Source organism: Arthrobacter stackebrandtii (genome assembly GCF_017876675.1).
Classification (GTDB): Bacteria; Actinomycetota; Actinomycetes; order Actinomycetales; family Micrococcaceae; genus Specibacter; species Specibacter stackebrandtii.
Window position 1 is genome coordinate 3,433,608 of the sequence record NZ_JAGIOI010000001.1, and the last position, 21,688, is coordinate 3,455,295.

Consider the following 21,688-nt stretch of genomic DNA (forward strand, 5'->3'; position numbering starts at 1 on the left):
CCGAAATGCCACGAAGCCATTGTCGAAAGCGCCTTCAGCACCGGCCTCGGCGCGATTCCCCGGCACGCCCTCCCCAGGGCAGCCAAAATACCGATGCGCCCAGGGATTGGTCCAGGACGAACTCATCCTGGACGGCAACGCGCGGCAGAACCTGGCCACGTTTGTGACCGCGTGGATGGAATCGCAGGCGTCGGCGCTGATCCAGGGGTCGCTGGAGAAGAACATCATGGACAAGGATGAATTCCCTCAGTCGGCCGAGATTGAACGGCGCTGCGTGAACATCCTCGCCAACCTGGGGCACGCACCCGAACCCACAGGCGAGACGGACGCCGTCGGATGTTCCACAGCGGGCTCCCCGGAGGCCGCCATGCTGGCCGGCATGGCGCTGAAGTGGCGCTGGCGTGCGCGGCGGGAGGCTGCGGGGCTGGGCACCTCCCGGCCCGACTTGGTGATGGGCGCCAATGTGCAGGTCTGCTGGGAGAACTTCGCCAGGTACCGGGATGTGGAGGCCCGCCTGATCCCGCTCGACGGCGCCACTCACCTGACTGCGGAACAGGCGGCTGCCGCGTGTGACGAGAACACGATTGGCGTGGTCGCGGTGCTTGGCTCCGCCGTGACGGCTCATGTGAACCCGTCGCAGGGATCGCCGCCGCCCTCGACGGGCTGGCTGCAAGCACGGGCCCGGACGTGCCTATGCACGTGGATGCGGCCTCCGGCGGCTTCATCGCACCCTTTCTGGACCAGGACCTGATCTTCACCGTGGACTACCTGGGCGGCTCCATGCCCACCTTCGCCTTGAATTTCTCCCGCCCCACGGCGCAGGTGATTGCCCAGTAGTACACGCTGGTGCGGTACGGATTCGACGGCTACCAAAGCATCCAGCTGCGTTCACGGGACATTCCCGGCACGATTGCCGCCGGGTGGAGGCGATGGGCCCCTTCACCCTGCTCAGCCGGGGGACGAGCTGCCGGTGCTTGCTTTCAGGCTGACGGCGCCGGGAAACTGGAGCGTCTACGACGTGGCGCACGAGCTTGGCCGCTTTGGCTGGATCGTCCGCGCCTATCCCATGCCCGGGGGATGGCGGGTGTGGATGTGCTGCGCGTGGTGGTGCGGAACGGTTTTACCGCGGACCTGGCGGGGATGTTCCTGGCCGGCCTGGAGAAGTCGGTTCGCAGGCTGTCGGGGCAGCAGCGGCAGCGGGGGCATTCCACCACTGACAGTTGATGCCGGCGGCAGCAGCGGACGCGTTGGGAAATCCGTGCTTTCCCAACGCGTCCGCGTGCGGGAAAATGAAGACAGCAGCCCTGCCATCGGTGGCGGGCCCGGGCGAAGGGGCAGGCCATGAAACCTCGTTTTGGACAGGGCGCCGTCGTGGTGGGCCTGCTGCCCGAGCAGGATCCGTCCGTGCTGCACCAGGCCGGTGCGCTCGCCGCCGTCATGGGTGCCGAACTGGTGGGTGCCTATGTGGACCCCGGCAGCTACCTCATTGAGTGGGACCCTGCGGGGGATGTCCTGGGCAAGTCCCTGGACAGGGCCCTGGATCCCGACGACGAGGCGGCCTCCGCCGTGCTCGAACTGGGGCCGCTGCTGGCCGGCGTCGCCCAAGACAACGGGCTGCGGCACAGCTTTCGGGTGTTGGGAGGGGATCCCGGACTCGCGCTGGGGCGGTTGGCGGATGCGATTGGGGCCGCGGTCATCGTGGTGGGCGCGCGGCGCCCTGGCCTGCTGGCCGGCGTCAATGAAGTTCTGACGGGCTCTGTGGTGCGGAAGCTGCTTGCCACCCAGTCCGTGCCGGTCCTCGCCATCCCGCGCGTGGATGCGCACCCTCCGGCACACGGATAGCAGGCCGAAGAAAAACCTTGACATGCCGCAGGGGCAGTCCTAGCGTTAAATAGTCAACAAGTTCGTTGATAAACAAGATGATTGATTACTGGATGGTGGATGTGTCCGAAAAGGCCGACGAACGGTTGGACAGGGCCTTCATGGCGTTGGCGGACCCCGTGCGCCGGGCCCTGGTGGCCCGGCTCTCCACGGGACCGGCCACGGTCAATGAACTGGCCGAACCCTTCACCATCAGCAAACAAGCCGTCTCCAGGCACCTGCAGGTATTGGAGCGGGCGGGCCTGATAACCCGCAGCCGCGACGGCCAGCGCAGGCCATGCCACCTGGCACCCGCCGCGCTGGAGGAACTGACCGCCTGGATCGACGGATACCGGCTCACGGCCGAGTCCAGCTTTCGCAAGTTGGACTCCCTGCTGGCCATCATGACAAGCAGCACCACCGAAAACAAGTAGAGGTACGTAAAATGACCACCAGCAATGCCCTTGTTGTCACGGCGGAACCGGGAGTGCCCTTCGTGGGCACGGTCCGGGAGGTGGACGCCCCCGTGGCGGACGTCTACCGGGCTTTCATCGAACCCGCCCTGGTCCGTCAGTGGATGGGCCCGCGGGACCTGGAAATGGACATCGACTCCTGGGACGCCCGGCCCGGAGGGAGCTGGGCCTACACCCACATCGACCCGTCCGGAGGCCGCTACGGATTCCGCGGCGTGTTCCACGACGTCGTGGAGAACAAAAGCATCACCCAGACCTTTGAGTTCGACGGCTATCCCGGCCACGTCAGCCTGGAGCGCGTGGAGTTTGAAGACCTGGGCGGGCACACCCGCATTGTGAACCACTCGGTGTTCCAGTCTGTGGAGGACCGGGACGGGATGGTCTCCTCCGGCATGGAACAGGGCGTCCGGGAAGGCTACGAACGCCTGGAGGAACTGTTGAGCGCCGCGCCACGCCCGGCCGGGGCCTGATCATGCCCCAGAATGGAGGTGCCCGTCGACCCGGCGCCTGCGCCCGGTCCCGCCGCTAGGACAGGATGGCCAGCAGCGAGGCGTGGATCCAGTCGCGGTAGTGCGGCAGGGACCAGCCGAACTGGGCCACGAGCGTGGCGTAGCTGTCCGGGTGCCCCACGGCGAAGATCGCGGCGGCGGCACTGTCGTCATCCATGCCGTTGGCCAGGCCGCCGCGGGCCCGCACTGCGGCGGCGGCCAGCCGGTAGTTCGCCAGCCGCTGCGCCGCCCGCTGTTCGCGCAGGACTGCCACGGCGGGGTCGACGGCAGCCGCCTGGCTGATGATGGTGAACACGGCCTGGCTGCGGGGCATGCCCTCGGCAAACCAGTCGGCCAGGACGCCGACCACCCCCGCCACATCCGCTGCTTTCGCGACCCGCTCCCGCATGAATTCAGGCACCGTGGCCGGTGCATTGGGGCCGGCCACCGCCGCGTCCAGGACGGCCGAGAGCAGCGCAGGCTTGTTGCCCACGGAGTTGTAGATGGTTTGGATGGCAACGCCCGCCCGGGTGGCAACCGCCTCAATGGAGGTGGCCATGTATCCGTTGGCCAGAAACAGCTCCCCGGCGCAGGTGACGATGAGCTCGCGCGTCTGCCGGGACTGGGCCTGGCGGCGGCCCGGCCGGGCTGCTTCACCCGCTGTTTCAACCATAAAAAAAGAATAGCATTCCAGTCAGTGGAAGCGTATTCTAGTGAAATAGTTTCCGGGGCGGTACCGAAGGACGCATCATGGCTGGACAACAGGAGAGCGGCACCATCATTGTTGGTGCGGGGCAGGCGGGCCTTGCTGCCGCGTTTGCGCTCCGGGCCAGGGGGCTCGGGTGCCGGGTGCTGGAATCGGCAGGCTCGCCGGGGGAGAGCTGGCGCCGGCGATGGGATTCACTGCGGCTGTTCACTCCCGCACAACACTGCTCACTTCCGGGCGTGGCGTTCCCGGCAGCCAAGGGCAGTTTTCCCACCAAGGACCAGGTTGCCGACTACCTGGCGGAATATGCGGCGCAGCTGCCCGTCACCACAGGAATTTCCGTGACGGGCATTGCCGCACGCCGGGACCGCCGGGACGGGGAGGGCTTCACCCTGGACACCAGCGCCGGGGAATTCACCGCCCGCCACGTTGTCATCGCCACGGGTGCCACCTCAACCGCGTTCGTCCCTGCACTCGCTGGCCGGCTGTCCGCCGCGACCCGCCAGCTGCACAGCAGCGAATACCGGAATCCCGCGCTACTGCCCGACGGCGCCGTCCTGGTGGTGGGGGCAGGCACCTCCGGGCTGGAAATCGCCATTGAGCTCGCTCGGGACCGCGAGGTGTGGCTGGCGGGCCGGGTGCCGTTCCATGTTCCCGACGCTGTCCTGGCCCATGCCGGGGGGCTGTACTGGCAGTTCATCCACAACGTGCTTACCCGCAGGACACCGCTGGGCAGGAAAATTGCCGCGGACTTTACGGCGCAGGGCGGGCCGCTCATTTCGGTGTCACTGGCCGACGCCGAACGGGCGGGTGTGAGGCTCCTGCCGCGGCTTGAAGGCATTGACGACGGCGGCCGGCCGGCTTTTGCAGGGGGGCCTTCCCTGGCTGTCTCAACAGTCGTCTGGGCCACCGGCTACCGGCCCGACTGCAGCTGGCTGGGCGCGCTGTCCGGCGGCGGGCCGCCCGTTGACGGCCGGGGCTGGCCGGTCACTGTGCGCGGCGAGGTCCCTGCCATTCCGGGACTGTATTTTGTGGGCCTGCCGTTCCAATACGGGCTGACCTCTTCATTGCTGGGCGGGGTGGGACGGGATGCAGCCCACGTGGCGGATCTCATCGCGGAGCGCTCGCGTCAGTCCTCCGCGGCCACCACGGCAGCCAGCTGAGCCAGGCCCTTTTCAAAGTCGCCACCCACCAGCTTGTCCATGTTCATGAACAAGGCAAACACCCGGGCCACCCCCTTGTTTTCGCCCTGCATGGTCCAGGTGACGCGGGTACCGGAGCCTTCAGGGACAAAGGTGAAAGTGGTGGGGTTGACGGCCTTCATGGGCTTGGTGAATTCGAGCCGAAGCTCAATCCGCGAGGGTTCAACGGCGTCGACGATCTCCATGGTGCCGGCCCCGGCCCTGCCGTTGCCCTTCCATGCGTACTTGGCGCCGACACCTTCCACCGGGCCGGAATAGGCGCGCTGCATCGACGGGTCGATGCCCTCCCAGGGGGACCAGTTCAGCCAGCTCCGGAAGCCGATGACGTGCGGGTAGATGTGCTCCGCCGGGGCGGGGATGAAGGCGCTGCGGGAAACGCTGAAAGTGGCCATGGGGACAGCTTAGGCCGGAGAGCCGGCCATGTCCTCAAGGAGCCGCACAATTTCTTCCGGAGCCGACAAGGCGTTGAGCCGGGACGCAAGTTCGGCGGCGCGTGCAGCGTACCGCGGATCGGCAGTGACGGCGGCGATGGCGGCCGTGAGCCGGGCGGCCGTGGGGGTGCCGGTGCGCAGGTCGACGCCTGCCCCTGAATAGGCCACCCGGGCCGCAATCTCCGGCTTGTCGATGTCCCCGCCCGCCACGACCAGGGGAATTCCGTGCGAGATGGCTGCCAGCACCCCGCCCCAGCCGCCGTTGGTGACCATGAGGGCAACATGCGGGAGCAGTGCCTCGTAGGGGATCAGGTCGGCCATGTGGCAGTTTCCGGCCAGCGGCACGCCCGCGTCGTGGTGGCCGGGCCTGCCCGTGACGGCAACAGCCTGCGTGTCCATCGCTGCCACGGCGGCCAGGGCGGGCCGGATCAAGTCGGCCGGGTCAACGTTTTGCGTCCCCTGGGTGATGTGGACCAGCGGCCGGGGATCGGCCAGCACGGCATCCCACCACGGCGGCGGGGCCCCGTTTTCCACGGGCGCCTTGTGGACCATCCCCACATAGTGGACGCGCGCCGGCAGCGGCCGCGGACAGTCCAGTTCAGGGGTGCCAAAGACACAGACCAGCGCGGGGGAGAACCACGCGGTGTCGAGCCGAACCCGGGAAGGCGGCAGGCCGGCGTCGTGCCGGGTTTGGTTGTAGGCCCTGTGCAGGGGGCGGTCAACAGGGTGTAGGCGCCGCGCCACAGCACATCCCGGATCCGGCCGGCGGGGCCGCGGGCCGGGCGGAGCGCCAGGCCCTGCGGTGGGAGGCCGGGGCCGGGCAGGGCCAGGGGTGTCACGGACAGCGACGCCCACCGGCAGCCCGTGGCCTCGGCCGCCAGGACCGCCCCGGTGCTCAGGGTGTCGGCCAGCAGAACATCCCACGGCCGGGCCGCCCAGGCTCCCTGAAGGTCCCGGAACTGCCCGGCGCCCGTGCGGATGAAGAGGTGTTCAAGGTTGGCCATGAGCTGGCGCGGACCCTTGCGCCCCGCCAGGGCTGGAAAGGTGGCGGCCAGGTTGTTTTCGTCAAAGTCGGCGGCGTGCACCCAACCCAGCCAGGTGGCACCGGCGGCGAGAACGTCGTCGCGGTAGGCCGCGCCGGTGTACACCCGGACGTCATGGCCGGCGCGCACCAGGCCGGCGGCCACGGGCAGCACCGAGGCAAGGTGTCCGGCAAACGGCATGACTGCCACCATGACACGCACGGGACGGCTCCGAAGGCCCGGGCCGGCTAGTCGGCGTCGGGCCCCTCGGCCGCTGCCTGGGAGTGCATCCGGATCTCGGGCATCTCCAGGCCGTCGGTTCCCTCGACGGCAATTTCGCTGTGCTCGCGGGGGTTTCCGGCCTCGTTCTCAGCGGCTGTTGTGTGCGATGAACTGGAAGCTGTTGAGTTGCTCATGATGGGCCCTTCCTGCAATCCGGGCCGCAACCTGGCGCCGTGCGGCCTCACCTTCATTGTGGTCCTTTGCCGGGGGTTTGTCATGAGGAGCCCTCATGGGCGGCGGGCCATCGGCGCAAGGTCCCATTCGCCGTCGTCCATCTTCAGCACGGCGGCGGAGACCATCAGCGTGCACAGGGTGGTCAGGCCCCAGCCAAGGGTGACATCAAGCAGCCGGCTGGGCAGCACCACTGCAGCAATGAAATGCACGGGCTGGGAGGCGATGAGCGCAACCCACACCCAGGTGCGCACCACTTTTGCCCGGCCCAGCGCCATCTGGCGAAGGACCAGGCACAGCTCAACGGGGTGCTGGATGAGGCCGTGGCCGAATTGGGCACCGTCGTTGCGGAGATCCGCCAGCTGGCCCACGGGCTGCGGCCCAGCAGCCTGAACGCCGGCCTGCCTGCAGCGTTGGAGGAGTTGTGCCACACGGCACCATTCCCCATCGACCTGCAGGTGCGCCAGAACCGGGAGGCTGCCATCCCCGACCTGGTGGGCACCACGGCGTATTTTGTGGCCAGCGAGGCCGTGGCCAGTGCAGCAAAATATGCCCAGGCCAGCAAGATAGCAGTCAGCCTCGACCGCGACGGGACCACTGTCCGCATCGGCGTCACCGACAACGGCGGCGGCGGAGCCGTGCTCCGGCAGGACGGGGGACTGGCCGGGCTGCTCGACCGCGTGCGGGCCCAGGGCGGCACCATGAACGTTGTCAGCCACGCCGGCAGTGGCACCCTGGTGGAGGCGCAGCTGCCATGCGGCTAGTCATTGGTGAGGACTCGGCATTGTTCCGGGACGGCCTGGCCCGCCTACTCGCCGACGCCCGCCTGGCCCGGCTCACGCCCAGGGAGAGCCAGGTCCTGGCACTCATGGCGGAAGGGCTCACCAACATGGGCATCGCCAGCCGGCTCTGGCTGAGGCCGCGGACCATTGAGACACACGTGGGCAACATCCTGAACAAACTCGATCTGCCCCTGGGCACCGACGACCACCGCCGCGTCCTGGCCGTCATCGCCTACCTCGACTCCCAAGGTGCGGACCCCGCCTGAACACGACAGACTGGGGACATGGAAAACATCGTGGCCCGCTGGCGCAGGGAGCTGCGCGGCACCTTCAGCAACAACTCGCCCACCGTCCCGCAATGGGAGCTGGACCTGGAAAAGGGCGACGACGGAGGGTACTTTGGGCCGGAATCGGCGGCCTGGGCCGTGCACGGCTCCATGACGACGCTCGTGGCCGGGATCCAGGCGCTGCTGATCCAGGCCCTCCACCCGGGCGCGCTCGCAGGCGTCCACGACCACTCCAGCTATCGCACCGACCCCCTGGGCCGGCTGGCCGGCACCATCCGCTGGATCTTCACGCTCACCTACGGCGACACCGCAGCGGCCCGGGCGGCATCGGAGAAGGTGCTGCACATCCACGACTACATCCGCGGTCACTACTCCACCAACACAGGGGAGGAGCGCCCCTACACGGCCAATGATCCGGACCTGCTGCGCTGGATCCACCTTGCCTTCACCCAGGCGTTCCTCGGCACCCACCAGGCCTACGGCGGCCCCATCCCCGGGGGAGCAGACGCCTATGTTGCCGACTGGGCCGTGGCCGGGGCGCTCATGCGCGTGGACAACCCGCCCACAACCGTGGCCGGGCTGCGCGCGCAACTGGCCGCCTTCCGCCCGGAACTGCGCTACGACGAGCGCGTCGCAGAAACGCTCGCCTTCATCAAGGACCCGCCGCTGCCGCGCTCGCAGCGGGCCGGATACAAGGTGCTGTTCGCCGCAGCCATCGCCTCGCTGCCGGAGGAATACCGCAAACTCCTGCAACTGGAGGCACCGTCCCTGGGCCCGGTCCCGCTCCCGGTGGCGCTGCCCACCAAGGCCGTGCTCGGCGTCGTGCATTGGAGCCTGGGCGCCCAGGGGCCCAGCGAACTTGCTGCGCGCGCCCGGCGGCAGAGGCTTGGTGTGGAGCCGGCTCCCAGAAAGCGCCGATAGAATCCTTCAGACACCATTTTGTCGACTACCTGTCAGCAACTAACCGAGGACTGCACCCAGCCCATGACGCCCCGCATTTTTTACCGCATCCTGTCCATCGCAGAGGCGGTCACCTGGACCCTGCTCATCGCCGGCATGATCATGAAATACGTGTTCCATGTGGGTGACTGGCCCGTCAAGGTGGGCGGCTTTGCGCACGGGCTCGTGTTCATCGCCTACGTCACCACCGCCGTCATCGTGGGCCTGAACCAGCGCTGGCATCCAATGCAGATTGTTGGCGCCGCCGCCACGGCCTTTGTGCCCTACCTGACCATTCCCTTTGACCACCGACTGGAGAAGCGCAACATGCTCGACGGCGGATGGCGCACCACTGCCTCCGACCACCCCGGCGACAGGCACTGGATTGACGTGACGCTGCGCTGGATGCTGAACCGTCCGGTGCTGCTCGGCGTGGTGTTTGTGGTGTTCGTTGGCGGCATCATGGCCACCATGCTTTTCATCGGCCCGCCCGGCGGCCGCAGCGCCTAGGCGCCGGATGCCCGGCCGGTTGGCCGGGCACCGCCCGATCATGAACTTCCCCATTTTCCGCGCCTTGTCCCTCGTGTGTGCCGTCGCGGCGCTGCCCGGCATGTGGTTCATTGCCCTGGAAGGGAACATGGGCGTGGGCATGCCGTGGATTGCCGCGGCCAATGCATTGTTGGGTGTGGTGCAGGCGTTTCGGCTGTACCCCATGACCCTCGACGGGAGCGGGGGCAGCTTCGGTGCCCGTGCCCAAGGCATCGACTTGGCGTGGGCGTCGGCTCTTCAGGTTGCCGCAGCGCTGCTTCTTGGGCTGCTTTCCCTGTTGGGCGGAGGCGGGGGAGCGGCGTTGTGGCTGCCGCTGCAGGTGCTGGCGATGGTGGTCCTGGGGTTTCTCCTGGGGCTGTTGGCGGGCCTGCTTGTGCCGGTTCCGCTCGCCACTGCGGTTGGCGCCATCGCGGGCAGGGGAGGGGCGTCCGCCGAGGCCCTGCTGTTCTCCGCCATCCTGGTCTCCCTCGCTGCAGTCGGCGTCCTGGGAACCCTGGCCGTGGACATGGAATCCCCGGGGCGGGGCCGGGGTTGGCTTCTCATCATGCTGGTGGCGGGCATGCCCGTGGACAACAGCGCAGTGACCAGTGCACCCCTCATGTGGGGTGCACGTGCCGCGGCCCTGCTGATGGTTGCTGCCACCGTGGCCCTGGTGCGTTTCCAAGGGGGCCGGCGCAAGTCCCGGCGCGAAGGGCGCAACCCGGCCATCCGGCGTCGGGCCTCCGGAAAGGGCTAGGCGCCAAGCCCGGCACGCCCGGCCACGGCGGGGTGGCCGCCGCCGGGCATAAAGGTGCCGCCAGAGTGGACTGTTCTGCGCAGAACAGCACTCTTGCGCCGCCAGGGCCAGCCGGTCGGCCAACGCCGCGTGACATTCGCCGCCGCCGTGGGCATGCGCCGCGCCCGTGCGTTCGCTTGCGCAGCCGTCGCTGCTGCGCAAGCGAAGCGCCGTCGCGGGCGCATGGGCAAAGTGCCCAACGCGACTACTCGGCCCGGAGTTCGGGGATCGCCGTGAAATCCACCTGCCGGCCGCCACCGTGAAGCGCTCCACCAAGCCGGCGGCCTGCAGCATTTGGGCCAGCAACGTCCGGGACTCGCGTTCATAGGCGGCCAGGTCCCACAGCGCGACGGCGAGCGCCGTGGCCTGGGCGTCCGGCGAACCTGCCCCGGCGGCGGGGGCGCCCAGCAGCGTCAGGACGGGGCGCCGTCGAGCATCAGTGGACGGACAAGGTGGGCTGGGCGGGGTGGTTGCTGACCAGCAGGCTGAGGATGACACCCCGGGCCGTCATCTTGGACAGGCTCAGTTCCGGCCGGGTCCGCGCGCCGATGGCCGTCCCTACTCTGCGTCCGCTGCGTAGGGGTTGAGGGTGTGGCCGGGGAACGGGATGAACCAGTCCGACACGTCGTGGTTGTCGGCCTGCGCCGCATCCAGTGCCAGCGCGTCCCGCCAGCCGTGCGGCAGCGGAATGGACGGCAATAGCCGTGGGACCAGGTCAACGCCGCCCAGAATAAGCATCAGCGCTTGCGCCTGGGCGGGGCAGCTGGGGCCGGTGTAGTCCGTGGCGAGCGCGGTGCCAAGGTCAAGTGCGGCGGCCAGGAAGCGCTGGGCGAAGAGGGGGTCGACGCTGTCCCGGTGCTGTTCCGGCAGCTGGGCCAGCTGCAGGGTCTCGCCGAGAGCGGACGGGTCTTGGCGCAGCAAGGCAATGTCATCAAACAGTTCGTCGATGAGGTTCTCATAGGCCCAGTGGACCGCGCCCGCCAGCAGCACGGCGTGGCGTTGCGGCTGTGCAGGGTCGGCAGGGTCGGCAGGGGAGTCTCGGGGGTCAAGGCCAAACATTGCCAGGGGCAGCCCGGGCAGCTTGGCCGCGTCCACCCGGAACTTCTCCAGCCAGTCGTCCTCGCTCCACTGCCCGTCATCCTCGCCGGCGTCCATTGAGTCGTCGTCCGCAAGGATGTCCACGCCGTCCACGCCGTCCCCGGCGTCGCCGCCAAAGCCGCCGTCGTCGCCGTCGTCCATCTGGATGGGATCCATCCACATCGTGGCACTGACGGCCGTGACCCCCGGAATCTCGTCCACGACGTCGGAGGCCTCCACTGCCAGCATCAGGGCCGACTCGACGCCTTCTTCCGCCTGCGCCAGCATGTCCGCCAGGGCCGCCGCGCTACCGCCGGAATTGCGGAGGGCAAAGTCCCGGGCATGGGCCTGCACCTCCTCCGGATCGGTGATCTCCAGGTCCAGTTCAACGTACAGCCGTGCTGTCAGGGTGGGTTCCATGCCAGAAAGCCTACCGGCCATGCCTGCCCGGATGCGCCGGCCACCGTCCATAGGATGGGAACGGGCTTCGTCCCGCACGCAGAGCGAAGGAAAGAACCATGAAGATCGCCATCATCGGAGCCGGCATCGGCGGACTCACGGCAGCCCTGGGCCTGCAGCGCGACGGGCACCGGGTGCGGCTCTTCGAACGACAGCCCGAGCTACAGGGCATCGGCGCCGGGCTCTCACTGTTTGGCAATTCGTTCGCAGCGCTGGATGCGATCGGCCTGGGCGAGACCGTCCGCGGGGCGTCCGGCACGGAAGCCGCCGTCTTCAAGGGAGGCCAGCGTGCGCCGTCGGGGGAGTGGCTGGTGGTCCTGCCGCCGGCGGCAACGGCCACGCTGCGCGCGGCGCACCGGGCGGAGCTGCACCGTGCGCTCGTGTCCGCACTGGAACCGGGGACCCTCCGCCTGGGCGCCGATGCGTCGGTGTCCCCGGACGGGGCGCCGCGGATCACGGTCAACGGCCGCACGGAATCGTTTGACCGGGCCATCGCCGCCGACGGCATCAACAGCCGGGCCCGCCGCACCCTGGGGATCGACCCCGGCCTGCGCTATGCCGGGTACACGGCCTGGCGCGGCGTCACGGACGGGCCGTTCGATCTTGGCGGGGTGGCGGGCGAGACGTGGGGGCGCGGGCACCGATTCGGCATGCTGCCGCTTCCCGGAGGCCGGGCCTACTGGTTCGCCACCGCAACGGTGCCCCCTCTGGAACCGCCGGGTGACAGCCACGAGGAGCTGCTGCGGCGCTTTGGCGGCTGGCACCGGCCCGTGGCCGAGCTGCTGGAGGCCACATCGCCGGCTGCGGTGCTGCGCCACGACATCAACGACCTGGCCGCTCCGCTGCCCTCGTTCGGGCGCGGACAGACCTTGCTGCTGGGGGATGCCGCCCACGCCATGACGCCCGATCTTGGCCAGGGGGCCGGGCAGGCGGTTGAGGACGCGGTGGCCGTTGTCCTGCTGGCCCGGGCCGGCAGGCTGGGCCTGGACGCCTATGACCATGCACGACGGCGGCGCTCACAGCTGGTGGCCCGGCGATCGCGGGCCATGGGAAGGGTTGGGCAGCTGTCCTCGCCCGTTGCGGCCGGGCTGCGGGATGCGGCGCTCCGGCTGGTTCCCGGCGGCATGGTGGGGGCGGCGGCCATGAAATTCCAGCGCTGGGAACATCCCCGGTAGTGCGGGCCGCGCAGGTGCGGCGGGGCCGGGGCGTGCGGGACGGGCCGGGGGCCCTGGCATTGTGTCCGGGCTTAAAGACAGGTGCCGCCGCCGGGAAAGTCCGGCGGCGGCATCCGTTTCGCCCGCGAACGGGCGACACCGCTAGAAGTGATTTAGCACTTCAGGTCGGCGTTGAGCTCAGACTGGGCAGATGCCAGCTTCGAGACGTTGCCGGTCAGCGCGTCCTTGGCCTCGGGGATGGTCATGTCCTTGTCGAGGCCGGTGACGGCCTTGTCCAGACCTTCCCACGCGGCGTCCAGGGCGTCGACGCGGTCCTGGCTGACCTCGTCCAGGTTCTTGTTCAGTTCCTCGTAGGCCGAGGCGGCCTTGTCACGGGCGTCCCGGATGTCGCCGATCGTCGAGCCGGAGGTCAGAGCAGTGTTGACGTCGCCCACGGCATTGACGAACGTGGTGTAGGAATCACAGGCGGAGGTGGTGTTTTCCTCCGGGGTGGAGCTGCAGGCTGCCATGGAAGTGCCGAGAATGGCGGCCAGGGCCAGGGATGCAAACATTTTGGTGGTCTTGCGCATAGTTCTCCTACTTGTTGGGCTGCGTGGCGGGTCCACGCGGCCTGGTGGTTCCGTGGCGGGAGTGCCACGGGAAGGCTGGCTGCCGGGCAGCTTCGCCTTGGCTTGGCCAAACTTTGGGGCACCGAGTGGGCCCTGCTGTTTCAGCGGTCCGAACGGCGGCAGGGCCCTACGGCTCCGCCAGGCCAGTCCCATACTTTCGCAAGGGGTGCCCGCTTGCATCATCCATAATTGGTCAACTGCGGCGCCGCCACAGCCGGGGCAAGCTGAATTCCGCGGCTTCCTGCGGCAGGACGCGTGTCCGCAGCGCGGGCAATGGAGTCCTCCACGCGCCGTTGCGCGCGTCACATTTCCGACACATTCGACTCCAGGGCCCTTGGGGCGACGGCGGGGTGCCGGCCGCGCCGGATTTCCCGTTCCTGCGCCCGGTTGTTGCCCAACGGTGCACAACCCGAACAATGCCATGCCGAGGCAAGCCGCCCGGCTGGTTCGTGAGGCGTAAGCGCGCTGTTCTGCGCATGGTTTGGTGCCGGCATGACGCAGAACAGTGTTGTGCGTCGGGCCAACGCGGAACGCTGCGCAGAACAGTGCACTTGTGCTCCGGACTGCCATGCCCGACGGCGGCCAACCCGCCTGGGGCGGGCCGGGCGCTACGCGAGTGTGGTCCGCAGCCAGCCGATGATGGCTGCCGCGCTTTCGGGGTCCAGACGCGTGCCCGGCTCGTTGTAGCCGTTGCCGGGGGAGGCAGCCACCTCGGCGCGCGTGCGGACGTCCTCCTTGAACACGTGGTTGGCACGAGGCGGGAAAACGAAGGTCACGTTGGGCCGTCCGGATGCAGCCTGCTGGAGGGGACCGCCGTCGTCCTTCTGGTCAATCTGCACATCCCTGCCGCCAATCAGGACCAGGGCGGGGGTGCCAATGCTGCCAAGGGTGTCGCGGGCGGAGACCCTCCACAGCTCGCGGGCAAAGGGAAGGTTGGCGGGCGTGTCAAAGCTGCTGAGCACCTGCCGGACGCTTTCGGGCAGTGCGGGGTCCGGGTCCATGGGCTCCCCGGCGGCGTACCGTGCCGTCGCCTCCTCCACGAGCTGCATCATCTCATTCCCGCCCGGGACGGCGGCGGACTGGAGCCGCAGCTGGGCCAGCAGCACATCCTGGATGGGGCGGCCCGGAGGGGCTGCGAGCACGGCGGCCTTGAACGGAAACTCGTGCGTCCCGGCCGCGTAATTGAGCACGTGCAGGGTGCCTTCGCAGTTTCCGAAGCCTGCGATCCTGGCCGGGTCCATGAAGTCCAGGCGGGCCAGCACGGCGGTTGCCGCGGACAATTCGTCCAGGTGGGACTGCATGCTCATCCGGCCGAAGAGCTTTGGCAGGTTATCCATGGCGTGCGGCCCGGATGCGCGTTTGTCGTAGCGGATGCTGGCGAAGCCGGCGTTGGCCAGCTCCTCGGCGAAGAGCCGCCCGCTGCCGTTGGTGCCGGGCAGCATCGGCGAGCACCAATCCCTGTCCGTGGGCCCGCTGCCGGCCACCAGGACCACGCCCGGGAAGGGGCCGGCGCCGTCCGGCTTGATGGCGGTGCCTTCCATGGTGATGCCGTCAAGCTGCCACGTCAGGTCCGTTGAAGTCGCCATGCCGCCACTCTCACAGCCAACACACTGCCGGGCAACCCCCGGACGCCGGTTAAGATGGTGGATCTGAACACAACGGGATGGGCGGGGCATGGAATATTCGGCATCACAAGCGGCTGGGGCCGGCCTGGGTTTTCGGGCCTTCGAACCCGCCGACATCCCGGCCGTCCATGAGTATGCCTCGGACCCGGAAGTCTGCCGCTGGTCCACGTGGGGCCCCAACACCCTGGAGCAGACCGCCGCCTTTGTCGAGGCGGCGGTGCGGGGGAGCCTTGAGGGAAGCCCGACGGCGTTCACCCTCGCCGCCGTCGTGGACGGGCGGGCCATCGGGTCGGTGTCCGTGTGGACCACCGACATCCAGGACCGCAACGGCGAGCTGGGCTACACCTTCCACCGCGCACACTGGGGCAGGGGCTACGCGACGGAGGCCGTCGGGCACCTGCTGCACCTGGGGTTCGATGCCCTGGGGCTTGAGCGGATCAGCGCCACCTGCCATCCGGGCAACGCCGGGTCGATCCGCGTCCTGGAAAAGAGCGGTTTCAGCCGTGAAGGGTTGTTGCGTTCCCACCGCCTCGTCAACGGCGTGCGCCGCGACTCCGTGCTGTTTGCAAAGCTGCGCGCGGAGCATGGCCACCATCGGCACCAGGAGTGACCGGAGTTCCCGGGTTCCGTCCCCGTGGGCAGCCGGGCGGTAGCCTGATCCCATGGACACCGTGCTGATGGACCTGGTCGTGTACACCGACTATGGGCAGTTCGACCTCGTCTGGGCTGAGGGAGGCGGTTTCGACGGCAACTTCGACCGCAACTTCACCGGCCAGGTCAATGGCCTGGTTGGCGCAGCTGCCCCGGACGGCGTGTACCTCAACCTTGCCCGCCGTTCAGGCGGATCCAGTGTGCGAATCGTGCTGGTTGATGTCCCGCCCGGTATCGGCGGTCCGCTGTGGGAAGACATCGTGGAGGTGTCCACTTCCATCCCCGCCGGGCAAGCGCTGCACTGGTGGGGGTGGGCCGGCATGTCCGGGGGAGTCCTGGCAGGCCTGGAACCTGGCAGCTACCGGTTGCGGGCCAGCGCCCGGGGACGCGACACGGGCCGGGACGATGATTATTCGGACCGTGTCCTCGACTTCTACCTGCTGGAAATGTGGCCTGCCGCGTGGCAGCCGGACGCGATTTTGCGTGTAGGCAGCGATGATGCCAAGTATTGGCACCGGGAAGTGGGCGGCCGCCGCTAGCCAGGCCACCTAGAATGCCGCCCCGACACTTGGTGCAGGTCAACAGCACCACCAGGCTCGTATGGAGTGGATCGATGAAACCGGGACAATTGTCCTGCGCTACTCAGGGGCCATGCGCCACCTGGCCATCGGCCGAGGCCACAAGGGAAAACGCGTCATCGTCCGGATCGCCGACATCACGACCGGCGCGATCCCCGCCGAACACACCATAGACCGCAACCAAAACTACCAACCCAAGAAAAAACTGAAGCCCCTTCCCAAAGAAAGAGAGCTTCTGTCAGTGATGTCTCGCTACATCAGTCAACGATGTCTCGACACATCAAAAAGTGCCCCGGGCGGGAATTGAACCCACGACCAAGAGACTCTCATTATCTGGATGCTGACGGGTGCCGCTGGCTATCAAAATTCTTGCAGTTTCCGGAATTTTCGTCTCTTTTTTGGTGACAACGACATGTCAGCAATTGCCGTGGTTTTCGGTTGAATTTGATGGGTAAAAGATGAGTGGCACTGTTGAGGCATTTGACGTTTTCGGGGCTTGCCCTACAATTCTACGAAAAACAGGTTCATCAGTGGTCAGCTGCCCCCAATTTCACAGTCATACGGTGCACCCTCAACGGCATTGCAACCAGCGGCGGTCATCAGCCACCGGGTGCATGATCTAGTGAGGAACAGATTTTCTTCACCGAACGTGACCAGTGCGCTGCAGCCGAACACTTCGGTCGCGGACGAGGAACGACCCGCCATACTCGCGACAGCCAGTCCCGTATCCTTGAACTCGGTGCGACAGGAGCCACTTCCTTTCCTGGCCACGGAATTGGCGGTCACAGGGGACAGAAGTTCACACGCGCCCTCCAGATCGTGGCCGTCAGAGCGGTATGGAAGGCTTGGGCCGCGCTGACATGGCCTTCGCCCGGGGTGTGCAGCCGGGCATGGCCGCGAGCAGCAGCATAGGCACAAAAAGTCGCCAGGATAGGGTTGGCGTCCAGTACTTGCGGCAGCCAAGTCGCCGTTGAGGATCGTCCACGTGGGAGATTAGTCTTGACAGCATGATTTGACCGAAAAATAAGGAGTGGAGGTCCTTCGTCCTTCAGAGAAGGCAAGCTATTCCGGTGAGGCTGGGGGCTGGGCCCATGGCTCATTCGTAAGGGAAATTTCCTGGGTCATGTCGTCCAGGAAGCGGATGACCACATCGCGCTCTGCGGCGCTGAGACGCGCTGCTGCGTGGAACCGCTTGGACTGCTGGCGGCCAACTGTTTCCATGGCTGCTTGGCGGGTCTTGGCGGTAATGGAAATGGCCAATGCGCGACGGTCACTGGGATGCGGCTGGCGGATGATGTGGCCTGCGTTTTCCAGCCGGTCAAGCAGTTTGGTGGTGGACGCCGTCGAAATTTTCAGGTGGCTGGCAATGGCTCCGGGGGTGGCAATGGTCTCGGTGTTGGCCGCGACGATCAAGTAGTGCAGGGCCCGCATGTCAGACTGGTTCAACTTCATGTACTTCAGCGACGCCTCCGAGAGCTCCTGCTCCGCGGCCCGCAGTCTGCCCAGCGCAGCCATCAGCTCTCCAATGTGCGCCACGTCGGAGGGGTCCATTTCCGAGCGGTCGACCAATTCACTTTTTGGGTCGGCAGCATCGACATCGTAGACGTTGGGCGGCAATGGTGCAGGGGTTGCCTTGATACTTGCCATGGTCATAATTCTATCCTTTGCCCGATATAAAGACCTACCAACGTTGCAAGCTGAGTTACTTGCTAGCTAAACTAGATTAAAATTATGCGGCTACCGGAGAAGAACCAATGACTAAGACACTGCTGTCGAGCAACGGTGGCACCCGCCACAACAAAGTGGCGGGAAATAACAAAAAGTGGCTGCGGATCCTGCTGCCCGCGTTGATCATCATCGTCTGGTTCGCCGGCGGTTCCATCGGTGGACCATATTTTGGCAAGGTCAGTGAAGTTTCATCCAATGACCCAACCGCGTACCTCCCCTCTTCTGCTGACGCCACCCAGGTACAAAAGTTGCTGGGCGAGTTCCGTGACTCCGATGAGATCCCCGCCGTGGTGGTTTTTTCCAGCACTGCTGCCCTGGACAAGACTGATATTGCAGCAGTGTCCCAGGAGATCGCAAAGCTCCCGCAGATCCCCGGCGTCGGAGCCGATCTGTCCCCTGGCATTCCCTCCGAAGACGGCCGGGCAGTGCAGGCATTTGTTCCGATCCAGGCCGATGCAGACATCGGTGCGGTGGTCACCGCCATTGGCACGTCCCTGCGGGCTGCCGTCACCGACGGGGTAGCGGTTCATGTCACCGGCCCTGCCGGTTTCACCGCAGATCTCATCGCAGGTTTTTCCGGCATTGACGGGATACTTCTGGGGGTGGCCCTCTTGGCCGTCTTCATCATCCTGATCCTCGTCTACCGCTCCCTGCTGCTTCCCGTAGCCGTGCTCGCCACGAGCCTCTTTGCCCTGTGCGTGGCGCTGCTGAGTGTGTGGTGGCTGGCAAAAGCCGGAATCCTGATCTTGAGCGGGCAGACCCAAGGCATCCTGTTCATTCTGGTGATCGGCGCGGCCACCGACTATTCCCTGCTCTATGTGTCCAGGTACAGGGAAGAGCTGCGAGTCAGCACGGACAAATGGGCTGCCAGCATGGCGGCCATCCGCAAATCCGCCGAACCCATTGCAGCCTCCGGCGGGACCGTGATCGCCGGCCTGTTGTGCCTGTTGTTAAGCGATCTGAAATCCAACAGTTCGCTGGGACCGGTTGCCGCAGTCGGCATCTTTTTTGCCATGCTCTCCGCACTGAGCCTTTTGCCTGCTCTGTTGTACGCCTTTGGACGGAACGCTTTCTGGCCGCGACGGCCCAAATTTGAGCCCGAGGTGGTAGCCGCAGAGCACGGCGTACATGCCACAGGCGTCTGGGCCAAACTTGCCCGGATCATCAAGCGCCGCCCGAGGCTGATTTGGATGGCCACAACGGCTATCCTGCTGGTGGGTGCCTTTGGTGCCACCACGCTCAATGTCAGCGGTGTGCCGCAATCAGATTTGGTGCTGGGCGCCTCGGGGGCACGTGACGGCCAGGCCATTCTCGGCGAACATTTCCCCGGCGGCACCGGCAGCCCCGTCCTGGTGGTGGTCCCGGCGGCGGAGCTTCAGATGGCAGCAAACGTGATGCTGGTGCAGAACGGCATTGAATCGGTTTCCGTCATATCTGCGGATGCCCCCAGTGGCGCCGCCACGGTGACAACTCAGGGACTCCAGCCTATGGGCACCCCCGGCGCTGCAGTTCCCAAACCCACTTTGGTCGCCGGAGACGTCATGCTCCAAGGCACGCTGGAATCCGCTGCTGACTCGGACGCGGCGGCCGGCGTTGTGCGTGAGATCAGGGCGAGCCTGGCCGGCACTGTGCCTGATGCCCTGGTCGGCGGGGTCACGGCAACCGCGGTTGACACCAATGACGCATCGATCCATGACCGCAACCTCATCATTCCCGTGGTTCTTGTGGTGATTCTGCTCATCCTCATGATGCTGCTGCGTTCCATCCTGGCCCCGGTGCTGCTGGTCATGACCACGGTCCTCTCCTTCGGCACGGCGCTGGGAGTTGCGGCCTTCTTCTTCAACCACATCTTCGACTTCCCCGGCGCAGACCCGGCCGTTCCACTGTTCGGGTTCATCTTCCTGGTGGCCTTGGGGATTGACTACAACATCTTCCTCATGACCCGTGTGCGCGAAGAATCGGTCAAACATGGCACGCGTGAAGGGATTGTCCGGGGGCTGGTGATCACCGGTGGGGTGATCACCTCGGCCGGGCTGGTTTTGGCCGCCACCTTCTCCGCCCTGGGCGTGATCCCCATCCTGTTCCTGGCGCAGATCGCATTCATCGTGGCCTTCGGGGTCTTGCTGGACACCTTCATCGTGCGGTCGCTGCTGGTTCCTGCACTCAGTTACGACATCGGAAAAACCATCTGGTGGCCGTCGAAATTATCCGGCGCATCGGAGGGCGAAAGCGGTGACATGGCACCCTCAGCGCACCACCACAGTTAGTCTTTCGCTGCCCGAACCGGCGGTGCCTTCAGTGTTGGGCATCGCCGGTTCGGGCCATTGCCCTCATGTGCTCGTAGGCTGCCAGTGCGGCGGTTCGTGATTGTTTCAAATCCACCACGGGCTGCTGGCTCAGTGTTGGCCCGAACCGTGCATGGTAGCTGCCAAGGGCATCAAATTTCTTGGCTTGCAGGACAGGATTGAAAACCCTGAAGTACGGTGCAGCGTCAGCACCGCACCCTGCCACCCACTGCCAGTTCGCCGGGTTGGAGGCAGCATCCGCGTCCACCAGGGTGTCCCAGAACCACGCCTCACCGGCCTGCCAGTGGATGCCGAGATTCTTCACCAGCAAGCTGGCGGTGACCATGCGCACCCGGTTGTGCATCCAACCGGTTTCCCACAGTTCCCTCATGCCCGCATCGACCAGCGAAAAACCTGTCTCACCGCGGCACCATGCTTCGTATAAGGCATCGACCCGGGCCTGCCCAGGAGGATCCGATCCCGGTTGGGGCTTTGCTGCGCCGGGGCTGCTGTTGGGTGAGGGAAGCAACTCCGTAGGCCATGCCCAGTCAAAATTGTTGAACTCCGGGCGCAGGTTCATGGTGCCCATATCCGGGCAGTGGTACAGCTGGTTCCAGCAAAAGTCCCGCCACGCCAATTGGCGCATGATGGCCCTGGCACCGTCGGCAGCTCCCTGATTCCCCGCCGCCAACGTCCCCAGCGCTTCCCATACTTGCACCGGGCTCACATGCCCCCACCGCAATGCCGGTGACAGTCGTGAGGTGCCGTCCGTCCCGGGGCGGTCCCTCCCGAGCTGATAGTCGGCGGCCACGTCCTGAAGCACTACTGCGAGGCGCTCGTGCGCTGCCGACTCGCCGGGAGTCCAGGCCGCAGCCAGCCCGGCCGACCAATCCGGGTTGCGGGGCAGCAACCCCCAACCATCCAGTTCCTCGCCAAGGTGCATCTGCGGTGCACGGGCAGATTGAGGGGTTGCCGGTGCCGGCAATGCCGGGCGCAGCGGGAGCCGCTGCGAGGCGTTATGGAAGGGTGTGAAAACTTTGTAAGGGCGCTGCTCTTGGGTTTGCACGGTCCAAGGCTCGTGCAGCAGGGTTCCGGAAAAGCTGGTGACGGCGGCGCCGCGTTCACGCAGGTGCGCCATGAGGGAAGCATCGACGGCCCTTTCCCCGCCACCATAACGACGGTTCCAATAGACCGAGAGGTTTTCAGGGCTCAGGGAAAATTGTTCAAGGATGCCCCCTGCCGCCTGGGGGAGCTTTTCCAGTGCCGTTCCTTGGTGCAAGAGCAGCGGCACACCCAAGGTCGAAAGTTGGGCACGCAGTTCCTGCAGGCCATGGTGGAGCCACCATCGTGCTGCGGATCCCAGGGGCCTGATATTCCGGGAAACTTCGTCATGCACGTAGACGGCGATGGTGAGCGTGCCGGCGTCGTTATGTTCCAGGGCCGCAAAAAGTGCGGGGTTGTCGGCAACCCGCAGATCATCCCGGAACCAGACAAGATGCACGGTGTGCACAGCAGAATTGGTCATGGCAGCTGAG

The 21,688-nt window shown here is 66.5% G+C and carries 28 protein-coding genes; 17 read left to right on the top strand and 11 right to left on the bottom strand.

From position 1 onward, the window contains the following. The first annotated feature begins 106 nt into the window (after positions 1-106). The 6 genes from JOF48_RS14960 to JOF48_RS14985 all read left to right on the top strand — a co-directional run bounded on the left by JOF48_RS14960 (position 107) and on the right by JOF48_RS14985 (position 2,803). On the top strand, positions 107-751 hold the full coding sequence (locus JOF48_RS14960) for a pyridoxal-dependent decarboxylase (protein WP_209681901.1): 645 nt from the start codon (positions 107-109) through the stop codon (positions 749-751). After that, positions 700-837, top strand: a complete 138-nt coding sequence (locus JOF48_RS14965) for a hypothetical protein (RefSeq protein ID WP_209681903.1) — start codon at positions 700-702, stop codon at positions 835-837. Before JOF48_RS14960 ends, JOF48_RS14965 begins: the two co-directional genes overlap by 52 nt. Before the next feature lie 240 nt (positions 838-1,077). Further along, on the top strand, positions 1,078-1,224 hold the full coding sequence (locus tag JOF48_RS14970; protein WP_209681905.1) for a hypothetical protein: 147 nt from the start codon (positions 1,078-1,080) through the stop codon (positions 1,222-1,224). A 117-nt stretch (positions 1,225-1,341) separates the two neighbouring features. After that, a complete protein-coding gene (locus tag JOF48_RS14975; RefSeq protein WP_209681907.1) occupies positions 1,342-1,842 on the top strand; it encodes a universal stress protein in 501 nt (166 codons plus the stop codon). 77 nt (positions 1,843-1,919) lie between these two features. Further along, entirely contained in the window at positions 1,920-2,294 is a 375-nt protein-coding gene (locus JOF48_RS14980; protein ID WP_245346562.1) for an ArsR/SmtB family transcription factor, read from the top strand. 11 nt (positions 2,295-2,305) lie between these two features. Next, the gene (locus tag JOF48_RS14985; RefSeq protein WP_209681908.1) at positions 2,306-2,803 is read left to right on the top strand and encodes an SRPBCC family protein; all 498 of its coding nucleotides are present in this window, start codon (positions 2,306-2,308) and stop codon (positions 2,801-2,803) included. A 55-nt stretch (positions 2,804-2,858) separates the two neighbouring features. Here the strand turns inward: JOF48_RS14985 and JOF48_RS14990 are convergent, their stop codons facing one another. Then, positions 2,859-3,494 carry a TetR/AcrR family transcriptional regulator gene (locus JOF48_RS14990; RefSeq protein WP_209681910.1) on the bottom strand — a complete coding sequence of 212 codons (636 nt, stop codon included), beginning with the start codon at positions 3,492-3,494 and terminating at the stop codon, positions 2,859-2,861. 77 nt (positions 3,495-3,571) lie between these two features. Here JOF48_RS14990 and JOF48_RS14995 point away from each other — a divergent pair, with 77 nt between their 5' ends. Continuing rightward, complete coding sequence (locus JOF48_RS14995; RefSeq protein WP_209681912.1) at positions 3,572-4,690, top strand: flavin-containing monooxygenase; 1,119 nt, start codon at positions 3,572-3,574, stop codon at positions 4,688-4,690. Here the strand turns inward: JOF48_RS14995 and JOF48_RS15000 are convergent. The 5 genes from JOF48_RS15000 to JOF48_RS15020 all read right to left on the bottom strand — a co-directional run bounded on the left by JOF48_RS15000 (position 4,657) and on the right by JOF48_RS15020 (position 6,847). After that, positions 4,657-5,121, bottom strand: a complete 465-nt coding sequence (locus JOF48_RS15000; RefSeq protein ID WP_209681914.1) for an SRPBCC family protein — start codon at positions 5,119-5,121, stop codon at positions 4,657-4,659. The two genes, JOF48_RS14995 and JOF48_RS15000, sit on opposite strands and share 34 nt — an antisense overlap. Before the next feature lie 9 nt (positions 5,122-5,130). Continuing rightward, the gene (locus JOF48_RS15005; protein WP_209681916.1) at positions 5,131-5,658 is read right to left on the bottom strand and encodes a glycosyltransferase; all 528 of its coding nucleotides are present in this window, start codon (positions 5,656-5,658) and stop codon (positions 5,131-5,133) included. Further along, on the bottom strand, positions 5,589-6,383 hold the full coding sequence (locus JOF48_RS15010; protein WP_209681918.1) for a glycosyltransferase family protein: 795 nt from the start codon (positions 6,381-6,383) through the stop codon (positions 5,589-5,591). Before JOF48_RS15010 ends, JOF48_RS15005 begins: the two co-directional genes overlap by 70 nt. Before the next feature lie 47 nt (positions 6,384-6,430). Then, on the bottom strand, positions 6,431-6,598 hold the full coding sequence (locus tag JOF48_RS15015; RefSeq protein WP_209681920.1) for a hypothetical protein: 168 nt from the start codon (positions 6,596-6,598) through the stop codon (positions 6,431-6,433). A 93-nt stretch (positions 6,599-6,691) separates the two neighbouring features. After that, positions 6,692-6,847, bottom strand: a complete 156-nt coding sequence (locus JOF48_RS15020) for a hypothetical protein (RefSeq protein WP_209681922.1) — start codon at positions 6,845-6,847, stop codon at positions 6,692-6,694. Between JOF48_RS15020 and JOF48_RS15025 the strand changes: the two genes are divergently transcribed. From JOF48_RS15025 to JOF48_RS15045, 5 genes are all read left to right on the top strand, one after another. Then, the gene (locus JOF48_RS15025) at positions 6,842-7,399 is read left to right on the top strand and encodes a sensor histidine kinase (protein WP_209681923.1); all 558 of its coding nucleotides are present in this window, start codon (positions 6,842-6,844) and stop codon (positions 7,397-7,399) included. The two genes, JOF48_RS15020 and JOF48_RS15025, sit on opposite strands and share 6 nt — an antisense overlap. After that, entirely contained in the window at positions 7,390-7,683 is a 294-nt protein-coding gene (locus tag JOF48_RS15030) for a response regulator transcription factor (RefSeq protein WP_209681925.1), read from the top strand. Before JOF48_RS15025 ends, JOF48_RS15030 begins: the two co-directional genes overlap by 10 nt. A gap of 18 nt (positions 7,684-7,701) precedes the next feature. Beyond that, a complete protein-coding gene (locus tag JOF48_RS15035; RefSeq protein ID WP_209681927.1) occupies positions 7,702-8,625 on the top strand; it encodes an oxygenase MpaB family protein in 924 nt (307 codons plus the stop codon). 63 nt (positions 8,626-8,688) lie between these two features. Beyond that, positions 8,689-9,153: a DUF3817 domain-containing protein gene (locus JOF48_RS15040; protein WP_209681928.1), complete on the top strand. Its 465-nt coding sequence runs from the start codon at positions 8,689-8,691 to the stop codon at positions 9,151-9,153. Between the two features lie 40 nt (positions 9,154-9,193). Further along, positions 9,194-9,928, top strand: coding sequence for a hypothetical protein (locus JOF48_RS15045; RefSeq protein WP_209681929.1), 735 nt, complete (start codon positions 9,194-9,196; stop codon positions 9,926-9,928). 597 nt (positions 9,929-10,525) lie between these two features. Here JOF48_RS15045 and JOF48_RS15050 read toward each other — a convergent pair. Next, positions 10,526-11,464, bottom strand: a complete 939-nt coding sequence (locus tag JOF48_RS15050) for a hypothetical protein (protein ID WP_209681931.1) — start codon at positions 11,462-11,464, stop codon at positions 10,526-10,528. A gap of 98 nt (positions 11,465-11,562) precedes the next feature. Here JOF48_RS15050 and JOF48_RS15055 point away from each other — a divergent pair, with 98 nt between their 5' ends. After that, positions 11,563-12,678, top strand: coding sequence for an FAD-dependent monooxygenase (locus tag JOF48_RS15055; protein ID WP_209681932.1), 1,116 nt, complete (start codon positions 11,563-11,565; stop codon positions 12,676-12,678). Positions 12,679-12,830: 152 nt separating this feature from the next. Here JOF48_RS15055 and JOF48_RS15060 read toward each other — a convergent pair whose 3' ends face one another. After that, positions 12,831-13,247: a hypothetical protein gene (locus JOF48_RS15060; protein ID WP_209681934.1), complete on the bottom strand. Its 417-nt coding sequence runs from the start codon at positions 13,245-13,247 to the stop codon at positions 12,831-12,833. A 647-nt stretch (positions 13,248-13,894) separates the two neighbouring features. Beyond that, the gene (locus JOF48_RS15065) at positions 13,895-14,872 is read right to left on the bottom strand and encodes an alpha/beta hydrolase family protein (RefSeq protein ID WP_209681935.1); all 978 of its coding nucleotides are present in this window, start codon (positions 14,870-14,872) and stop codon (positions 13,895-13,897) included. A gap of 88 nt (positions 14,873-14,960) precedes the next feature. Between JOF48_RS15065 and JOF48_RS15070 the strand changes: the two genes are divergently transcribed. The 3 genes from JOF48_RS15070 to JOF48_RS15080 all read left to right on the top strand — a co-directional run bounded on the left by JOF48_RS15070 (position 14,961) and on the right by JOF48_RS15080 (position 16,447). Next, positions 14,961-15,521, top strand: coding sequence for a GNAT family N-acetyltransferase (locus JOF48_RS15070; protein WP_209681937.1), 561 nt, complete (start codon positions 14,961-14,963; stop codon positions 15,519-15,521). 52 nt (positions 15,522-15,573) lie between these two features. Next, positions 15,574-16,101, top strand: a complete 528-nt coding sequence (locus tag JOF48_RS15075; RefSeq protein ID WP_209681938.1) for a hypothetical protein — start codon at positions 15,574-15,576, stop codon at positions 16,099-16,101. A gap of 61 nt (positions 16,102-16,162) precedes the next feature. After that, complete coding sequence (locus tag JOF48_RS15080; RefSeq protein WP_209681940.1) at positions 16,163-16,447, top strand: hypothetical protein; 285 nt, start codon at positions 16,163-16,165, stop codon at positions 16,445-16,447. A 755-nt stretch (positions 16,448-17,202) separates the two neighbouring features. On the opposite strand, the gene JOF48_RS15085 is transcribed toward JOF48_RS15080, so the two are convergent. Then, positions 17,203-17,787, bottom strand: coding sequence for a MarR family winged helix-turn-helix transcriptional regulator (locus tag JOF48_RS15085; protein WP_209681942.1), 585 nt, complete (start codon positions 17,785-17,787; stop codon positions 17,203-17,205). A 107-nt stretch (positions 17,788-17,894) separates the two neighbouring features. Here JOF48_RS15085 and JOF48_RS15090 point away from each other — a divergent pair, with 107 nt between their 5' ends. Further along, positions 17,895-20,135, top strand: a complete 2,241-nt coding sequence (locus tag JOF48_RS15090) for an MMPL family transporter (protein ID WP_209681943.1) — start codon at positions 17,895-17,897, stop codon at positions 20,133-20,135. Between the two features lie 28 nt (positions 20,136-20,163). Here the strand turns inward: JOF48_RS15090 and JOF48_RS15095 are convergent, their stop codons facing one another. Next, the gene (locus JOF48_RS15095) at positions 20,164-21,678 is read right to left on the bottom strand and encodes a cryptochrome/photolyase family protein (protein WP_209681945.1); all 1,515 of its coding nucleotides are present in this window, start codon (positions 21,676-21,678) and stop codon (positions 20,164-20,166) included. Positions 21,679-21,688 lie beyond the last annotated feature (10 nt).